Genomic DNA, 7,184 nt, shown 5'->3' with positions numbered 1-7,184 from the left:
GCCGCCGACCGCGTGCGCAGCGAGTACGTGGTGAAAATCACCGGCAAGGTACGCCTGCGTCCGGCCGGTGCTGTGAACAAGAACATGGCGTCCGGCGGCATCGAAGTGCTGGGCTACGAGCTGGAAGTGCTGAATGAGTCGGAAACCCCGCCGTTCCCACTTAACGAATACTCCGACGTAGGCGAAGAAACCCGCCTGCGCTACCGCTTCCTGGACCTGCGTCGTCCGGAAATGGCCGAGAAGCTGCGCCTGCGTTCGCGCATGACCACCAGCATCCGCCGCTTCCTCGACGAAAACGGCTTCCTGGACGTCGAAACGCCGATCCTCACCCGGGCCACCCCGGAAGGCGCGCGTGACTACCTGGTACCGAGCCGCACCCACGCCGGCAGCTTCTTCGCCCTGCCGCAATCGCCGCAGTTGTTCAAGCAACTGCTGATGGTGGCCGGCTTCGACCGTTACTACCAGATCGCCAAGTGCTTCCGTGACGAAGACCTGCGCGCTGACCGCCAGCCGGAATTCACCCAGATCGACATCGAGACCAGCTTCCTCGATGAAACAGAGATCATGGGCCTGACCGAGCAGATGATCCGCAACCTGTTCAAGGAAGTGCTGGGCCTGGAGTTCGGCGAATTCCCGCACATGACCTTCGAAGAAGCCATGCGCCGCTACGGTTCCGACAAGCCAGACCTGCGTAACCCGCTGGAACTGGTGGACGTGGCCGACCAGCTCAAGGACGTCGACTTCAAGGTGTTCAGCGGCCCGGCCAACGACCCTAAATGCCGCATCGCCGCCCTGCGCGTGCCTGGCGGCGCGAGCATGCCGCGCAAGCAGATCGACGACTACACCAAGTTCGTCGGCATCTACGGTGCCAAGGGCCTGGCGTACATCAAGGTCAACGAGCGCGCCAACGGCGTCGATGGCCTGCAATCGCCGATCGTGAAAAACATCCCTGAGGCCAACCTGAACACGATCCTTGATCGCGTCGGTGCGGTTGACGGCGACATCGTGTTCTTCGGCGCCGACAAGGCCAAGATCGTCAGCGAAGCCCTGGGCGCGCTGCGTATCAAGCTGGGTCACGACCTGAACCTGCTGACCTGCGAATGGGCGCCGATGTGGGTTGTGGACTTCCCGATGTTCGAAGAGAACGACGACGGCAGCTTTAGCGCCTTGCACCACCCGTTCACCGCGCCGAAGTGCTCCCCGCAGGAGCTGGAAGCCAACCCGGCCGGCGCGCTGTCCCGTGCCTACGACATGGTGCTCAACGGTACTGAACTGGGTGGCGGCTCGATCCGTATCCACCGCAAAGAGATGCAACAAGCGGTCTTCCGCCTGCTGGGCATCAACGAAGCGGAACAGGAAGAGAAATTCGGCTTCCTGCTCGACGCCCTGAAATACGGCGCGCCGCCGCACGGTGGCCTGGCGTTCGGCCTGGACCGTCTGGTGATGCTGATGACCGGCGCCCAGTCGATCCGTGAAGTGATCGCCTTCCCGAAAACCCAGAGCGCTGCGGACGTCATGACCCAGGCGCCGGGTGTGGTGGATGCCAAGGCCTTGCGCGAGTTGCACATCCGCCTGCGCGAGACGCCGAAGGCTGAGTAAGGCTGCTGCGTGAAAGCGCGATAAAGTGGTAGGCAGTCAAAAAGGCGCATCTTCGGATGCGCCTTTGCGTTTAAAAGAGGGAAATCTCGCCTGGGGCGGGATTGATAAGGTTTCTAGAGAATTCGGAGTTGTGTTATGGCTGGCCATTCCAAGTGGGCGAACATCAAGCACCGCAAAGAGCGTCAGGATGCCAAGAAAGGCAAGATCTTCACCAAGTGGATTCGCGAACTGACTGTCGCGGCCCGCCAGGGTGGCGGTGATCCGGGCTCCAACCCGCGTCTGCGCCTCGCGCTGGACAAGGCGTTGGGCGCGAACATGAGCCGCGACATCATTGACCGCGCCGTGGCCCGTGGTGCCGGTGCGGCCGATACCGACGACATGGTCGAGCTGACCTACGAAGGCTATGGCCCGGGCGGCGTGGCGGTGATGGTCGAATGCATGACCGACAACCGCAACCGTACAGCGGCAGCCGTACGTCATGCGTTCAGCAAGTGCGGTGGTAATCTCGGCACGGATGGTTCGGTGGCCTACCTGTTCGAGCGCAAAGGGCAGATCACCTTCGCACCGGGCACAGATGAAGACGCGCTGATGGAAGCTGCGATGGAAGCGGATGCCGATGACGTCGTGACCAACGAAGACGGCTCCATCGACGTGTTTACCTCGTTCGCCAGCTTCTACGCCGTGCGTAACGCCCTGGAAGCCGCTGGTTTCAACGGCACCGACGCGGAAATCGTGATGCTGCCGACCACCAGTGCCGAACTGGACCTGGACGGTGCGCAAAAGGTGCTGAAGCTGCTGGACATGCTTGAAGACCTGGATGATGTGCAGAATGTGTACTCGAATGCCGACATTCCTGAGTCTGTGGCCGAACAGCTCACTTAAGAACGATGAATATCCACTGTGGGAGCTGGCTTGCCTGCGATAGCATCACCTCGATTTGACAGACGCACCGAGGTGCCCGCATCGCAGGCAAGCCAGCTCCCACAGGGGTTCTATGCTGTTACACAAATGTGTGCCTGGCACATACCGTTGTAAATCCAACCCGCAGGCGTTATGACTTTAATCCTAGGTATCGACCCCGGTTCGCGCATCACCGGTTTTGGCGTGGTGCAGCAGACCCCGCGCGGCTGCGTGTACGTCGCCTCGGGTTGCATCCGCACCGGTGCCGGCGAGCTGGCCGAACGGCTGCAGATCGTTTATCGCGGCGTGCGTGAAGTCATCCAGACCTACGGCCCGGTCACCATGGGCATTGAAAAAGTGTTCATGGCCAAGAATGCCGACTCGGCGTTGAAGCTCGGCCAAGCCCGTGGCGCCGCCATCGTGGCGGGTGCCGAGGAGGGCATGGAAATCGCTGAATACACCGCGACCCAGGTCAAGCAGGCCGTGGTCGGCACCGGTGGCGCCAACAAGGAGCAGGTGCAGATGATGGTCATGCACATGCTCAAGCTCACTTCCAAGCCGCAGATCGACGCCTCGGACGCCCTGGCCATCGCCATTTGCCATGCCCATACCCGCTCCAGCCTGTTGCCTCACGGCTTGGGCACAGCACGTAGTCGTGGCGGGCGCCTGCGTCTCTGATAGCATCAGCGCAATCGTTATTTTTGCGGTCAGGCCTTGAACTGACCCCCAAGCTTTAAGGATCTGAACCGTGATTGGACGCTTGCGCGGCACCCTGGCTGAGAAACAGCCGCCGCACCTGATTCTGGATGTGAATGGGTTGGGTTATGAGCTGGAAGTGCCCATGACCACCTTGTATCGCCTGCCGTCCGTCGGCGAGCCGATAACCTTGCACACTCATTTAGTGGTGCGCGAAGACGCGCAACTGCTCTATGGTTTCATCGGCAAGCGCGACCGCGATTTCTTCCGCGAGCTGATTCGTCTCAATGGCGTGGGGCCCAAACTGGCCCTGGCCTTGATGTCGAGCCTGGAAGTGGATGAGTTGGTGCGTGCCGTGTCCGCCCAAGACACCTCGGCTCTGACCAAGGTGCCGGGGGTCGGCAAGAAAACCGCCGAGCGCTTGTTGGTGGAACTCAAAGACCGCTTCAAAGCCTGGGAAGTGGTGCCGAGCATGTTCGCCCTGGTACCGAACCAGCCGGATATGCCAGCGGCCCAAGTCGCCAGCGCGGAAAGCGATGCGGTCAATGCGCTGATCTCCCTGGGCTACAAGCCCCAGGAGGCCAGCAAGGCCGTATCGGCCATCAAGGACAAGAACCTGAGCGCTGAAGACATGATTCGCCGTGCCCTGAAGGGAATGATTTAAGTGATTGAAGCCGATCGTCTGATCGCGGCCACCGGCCCGCGTGACCGTGAAGAAGTCCAGGACCGGGCCATCCGCCCCCTGAGCCTGGCCGAATACATCGGCCAGCCTACCGTGCGCGAGCAGATGGAGCTGTTTATCCAGGCCGCGCGCGGGCGCAGTGAGTCCCTGGACCACACCCTGATCTTCGGCCCGCCGGGGTTGGGCAAGACCACCCTGGCCAATATCATCGCCCAGGAAATGGGCGTGTCGATCAAGTCCACCTCCGGCCCGGTGCTGGAGCGGCCGGGCGACCTGGCAGCGCTGCTGACCAATCTTGAACCCCATGACGTGCTGTTTATCGACGAGATCCATCGGTTATCACCGATTGTCGAAGAAGTGCTGTACCCGGCGATGGAAGACTTCCAGCTCGACATCATGATCGGCGAAGGCCCGGCAGCCCGTTCGATCAAGCTCGACCTGCCACCTTTCACCCTGGTGGGCGCGACCACGCGTGCGGGTATGCTGACCAACCCGCTGCGAGACCGTTTCGGCATTGTTCAACGTCTGGAGTTCTATAGCACCGCTGATCTGGCGACCATTGTCAGCCGTTCGGCGAGTATCCTTGGCTTGCCTCTGGACCCGGAAGGCGCCTTTGAAATCGCCCGGCGCGCTCGTGGCACGCCGCGAATCGCCAACCGTCTGCTGCGCCGCGTGCGCGATTTTGCCGAGGTGCGTGCCAAGGGCCACATCACCAAGGCGGTGGCGGACCTGGCGTTGAACCTGTTGGATGTGGACGAGCATGGCTTCGATCACCAGGATCGACGCCTACTTTTGACCATGATCGAGAAATTCGACGGTGGCCCGGTCGGCGTGGACAGCCTGGCCGCGGCCATCAGTGAAGAGCGCCATACCATTGAGGATGTGCTGGAGCCGTACCTGATCCAGCAGGGCTACATCATGCGAACCCCGCGGGGCAGGGTGGTGACACGCCATGCTTACCTGCACTTTGGGCTAAACATTCCGTCACGATTGGGAGAGATGCCCGTGGTAGACGAATTCCTCGATGCAGTAGACGATTAAAAAATTGCAGGAGCGAGCTTGCTCGCGAAAAACGCCAACGATAACGCGGTATGGCTGGTTATACGCGGCGGGCTCAGGTTCTTCGCGAGCAAGCTCGCTCCTACGGGGTATTTGCCATGTGGGATGATTTATCCGAGCTTTGTGCTGTCCCAGTGTCTGGCGTCGTCATTTGAAAGCGTTCAGGAATGAAAAAACAGTTGCCCAGCCAATTGGCAACATGAGGAGTAAGCACTAGAGTATGCGCGCGCAAAACGGGGATCAGTCGTTCGCACATCGCTGTCGCGTTTATTACGAGGACACCGATGCCGGCGGCATCGTTTATTACGTCAATTACCTGAAATTCATGGAACGGGCTCGAACCGAGCGGCTGCGGGAGTTGGGTTTTGCCCAGTCCGAGCTTGTAGGCGAGGACCTGTTATTCGTCGTGCATTCCAGCGAGGCGCGTTACCACGCACCGGCGCGACTGGACGACGAATTGCTGGTCAGTGCCGAAGTCATCGAATTGAACCGTGCCAGCCTGCGTTTCAAACAGCAGGTCAGGCGGGCCACGGATGCAACGCTGCTCTGTGAAGGGCAGTTCCTGGTGGCGTGTGTGCGCACCAACAGCTTGAAACCTCGGGCCATTCCCGAAACTCTACGCGCGGCCTTTGCCGCCGTGAGCGGCGCGGGTCAACAATCAAAGCAGGAGATTTAGCGTGGAACCTACCGTCGTCGACCATTCCTCCATGTGGAGCCTGGTCAGCAATGCCAGTGTCGTGGTTCAACTGGTCATGCTGACCCTGGTAGCCGCATCGGTTACCTCTTGGGTCATGATTTTTCAGCGCAGCAACATGCTGCGTGCCGGTCGACGTGCCTTGGAGAGCTTTGAAGAGCGCTTCTGGTCGGGTATCGACCTGTCCAAGCTGTACCGCCAGGCCGGCAGCAACCCGGACCCGGACTCGGGCGTCGAGCAGATCTTCCGTGCCGGCTTCAAGGAATTCTCCCGTCTGCGCCAGCAGCCTGGTGTAGACCCGGAAGCGGTGATGGAAGGCGTGGCCCGTGCCATGCGCGTTGCCATCTCCCGCGAAGAAGAGAAACTTGAGCAGGGCCTGCCGTTCCTCGCCACCGTGGGTTCCGTGAGCCCATACATCGGCCTGTTCGGTACCGTATGGGGCATCATGAACTCCTTCCGCGGACTGGCCCAGGCGCAGCAAGCCACACTGGCCACCGTGGCCCCGGGTATTGCCGAAGCCCTGATCGCCACCGCGATCGGCCTGTTCGCCGCTATCCCCGCAGTAATCGCCTACAACCGTTTTGCCGCCACCAGCGAAACCTTGATCGGCCGTTACTACACCTTCGCCGATGAATTCCAGGCGATCCTGCACCGTAAAGTGCACACCAGCGAAGAATAAGCAGGTAATTCCAATGGCTTTAATCGCTCGAGCTCGCAAAAAGCGCAAGCCGGTCGCCGAGATGAACGTAGTGCCCTACATCGACGTGATGCTGGTACTGCTGGTGATCTTCATGGTGACCGCGCCGATGCTCAACCAGGGCGTGAAGGTTGATCTGCCCAAGGTTTCCAGTGAAGCCTTGCCGCAGGACAACAACACTCAGGTCCTGACCATTTCGATCAAGGCTGACAAGACCTATTACTGGAACCTTGGCAGCGAAGTCGACACGCAAAAGCAGCAGGACAAGGCCCTGACCTTGCCTGCAATGACCGATGCGGTGACCAAGATCATTCGCTCCGGCAACGAAGGCGGCAAGCACACCCAGGTGTTTATCCGGGGTGACAAATCGGTCGACTACGGCTCCGTCATGGGCGCCATGGGCGGGCTGCAGAAGGCCGGCGTCGGTAACGTTGGCTTGATTACCGAGGCGCCCTGATGCAGCAACAGCGAGAGCCGTCCGCCTCGGAAAGCTACTTCTGGCCTGGCGTGTGGGCAATTGCCCTGCACGTCCTGGTGTTCGGCATGCTGTTCGTCAGCTTTGCCATGACCCCGGACCTGCCGCCAGCCAAGCCGATCGTGCAGGCGACCCTGTATCAGCTGAAATCGAAAAGCCAGGCCACCACCCAGACCAATCAGAAGATTGCGGGTGAGGCCCAGAAGTCGGCCGCGCGCCAGACTGAAGTCGAGCAGATGGAACAGAAGAAGGTCGAGCAGGAAGCGGTGAAGGCTGCTGCGGAACAAAAGAAAGAAGAGGCGGCTCAAAAGGCCGAGGAATCGAAAAAGGCTGACGAAGCCAAGAAGGCCGACGAGGCGAAAAAGGATGATGAAGCCAAGAA

9 protein-coding genes are annotated in these 7,184 nt (G+C 60.4%); all 9 read left to right on the top strand.

The features are described 5' to 3' along the window. Positions 1 to 1,599: aspartate--tRNA ligase (aspS, locus tag GIW04_RS25875; protein WP_236479327.1), on the top strand; the 1,599-nt coding region annotated here is incomplete at its 5' end. A gap of 135 nt (positions 1,600 to 1,734) precedes the next feature. After that, complete coding sequence (locus GIW04_RS25870; protein WP_003193870.1) at positions 1,735 to 2,481, top strand: YebC/PmpR family DNA-binding transcriptional regulator; 747 nt, start codon at positions 1,735 to 1,737, stop codon at positions 2,479 to 2,481. Positions 2,482 to 2,652: 171 nt separating this feature from the next. Then, positions 2,653 to 3,177, top strand: coding sequence for a crossover junction endodeoxyribonuclease RuvC (gene ruvC / locus GIW04_RS25865; RefSeq protein ID WP_003193869.1), 525 nt, complete (start codon positions 2,653 to 2,655; stop codon positions 3,175 to 3,177). Positions 3,178 to 3,247: 70 nt separating this feature from the next. Continuing rightward, positions 3,248 to 3,859: a Holliday junction branch migration protein RuvA gene (gene ruvA, locus GIW04_RS25860; RefSeq protein ID WP_003193868.1), complete on the top strand. Its 612-nt coding sequence runs from the start codon at positions 3,248 to 3,250 to the stop codon at positions 3,857 to 3,859. Further along, complete coding sequence (ruvB, locus tag GIW04_RS25855) at positions 3,860 to 4,918, top strand: Holliday junction branch migration DNA helicase RuvB (protein WP_003193867.1); 1,059 nt, start codon at positions 3,860 to 3,862, stop codon at positions 4,916 to 4,918. Positions 4,919 to 5,156: 238 nt separating this feature from the next. Then, on the top strand, positions 5,157 to 5,612 hold the full coding sequence (gene ybgC, locus GIW04_RS25850) for a tol-pal system-associated acyl-CoA thioesterase (protein ID WP_003193866.1): 456 nt from the start codon (positions 5,157 to 5,159) through the stop codon (positions 5,610 to 5,612). A gap of 1 nt (position 5,613) precedes the next feature. After that, complete coding sequence (gene tolQ / locus GIW04_RS25845; protein WP_003193865.1) at positions 5,614 to 6,309, top strand: protein TolQ; 696 nt, start codon at positions 5,614 to 5,616, stop codon at positions 6,307 to 6,309. Positions 6,310 to 6,331: 22 nt separating this feature from the next. Beyond that, complete coding sequence (gene tolR / locus GIW04_RS25840) at positions 6,332 to 6,784, top strand: protein TolR (protein ID WP_161793227.1); 453 nt, start codon at positions 6,332 to 6,334, stop codon at positions 6,782 to 6,784. Continuing rightward, a partial coding sequence (gene tolA, locus GIW04_RS25835) for a cell envelope integrity protein TolA (protein WP_236479326.1) occupies positions 6,784 to 7,184 on the top strand: 401 nt, incomplete at its 3' end. The genes tolR and tolA, both read left to right, overlap by 1 nt.

It is taken from the genome of Pseudomonas sp. PA-4-8C (assembly GCF_021606625.1).
Taxonomy (GTDB): Bacteria; Pseudomonadota; Gammaproteobacteria; order Pseudomonadales; family Pseudomonadaceae; genus Aquipseudomonas; species Aquipseudomonas lactis.
Note: the sequence above shows the minus strand (reverse complement) of the source record. Positions and strands in the feature narration are given on the sequence as shown.

Coding starts and splice junctions, on each gene's coding strand:
- ruvC (WP_003193869.1), top strand. CDS start 2,653: ATGACTTTAATCCTAGGTATCGACCCCGGTTCGCGCATCACCGGTTTT.
- ybgC (WP_003193866.1), top strand. CDS start 5,157: ATGCGCGCGCAAAACGGGGATCAGTCGTTCGCACATCGCTGTCGCGTT.
- GIW04_RS25870 (WP_003193870.1), top strand. CDS start 1,735: ATGGCTGGCCATTCCAAGTGGGCGAACATCAAGCACCGCAAAGAGCGT.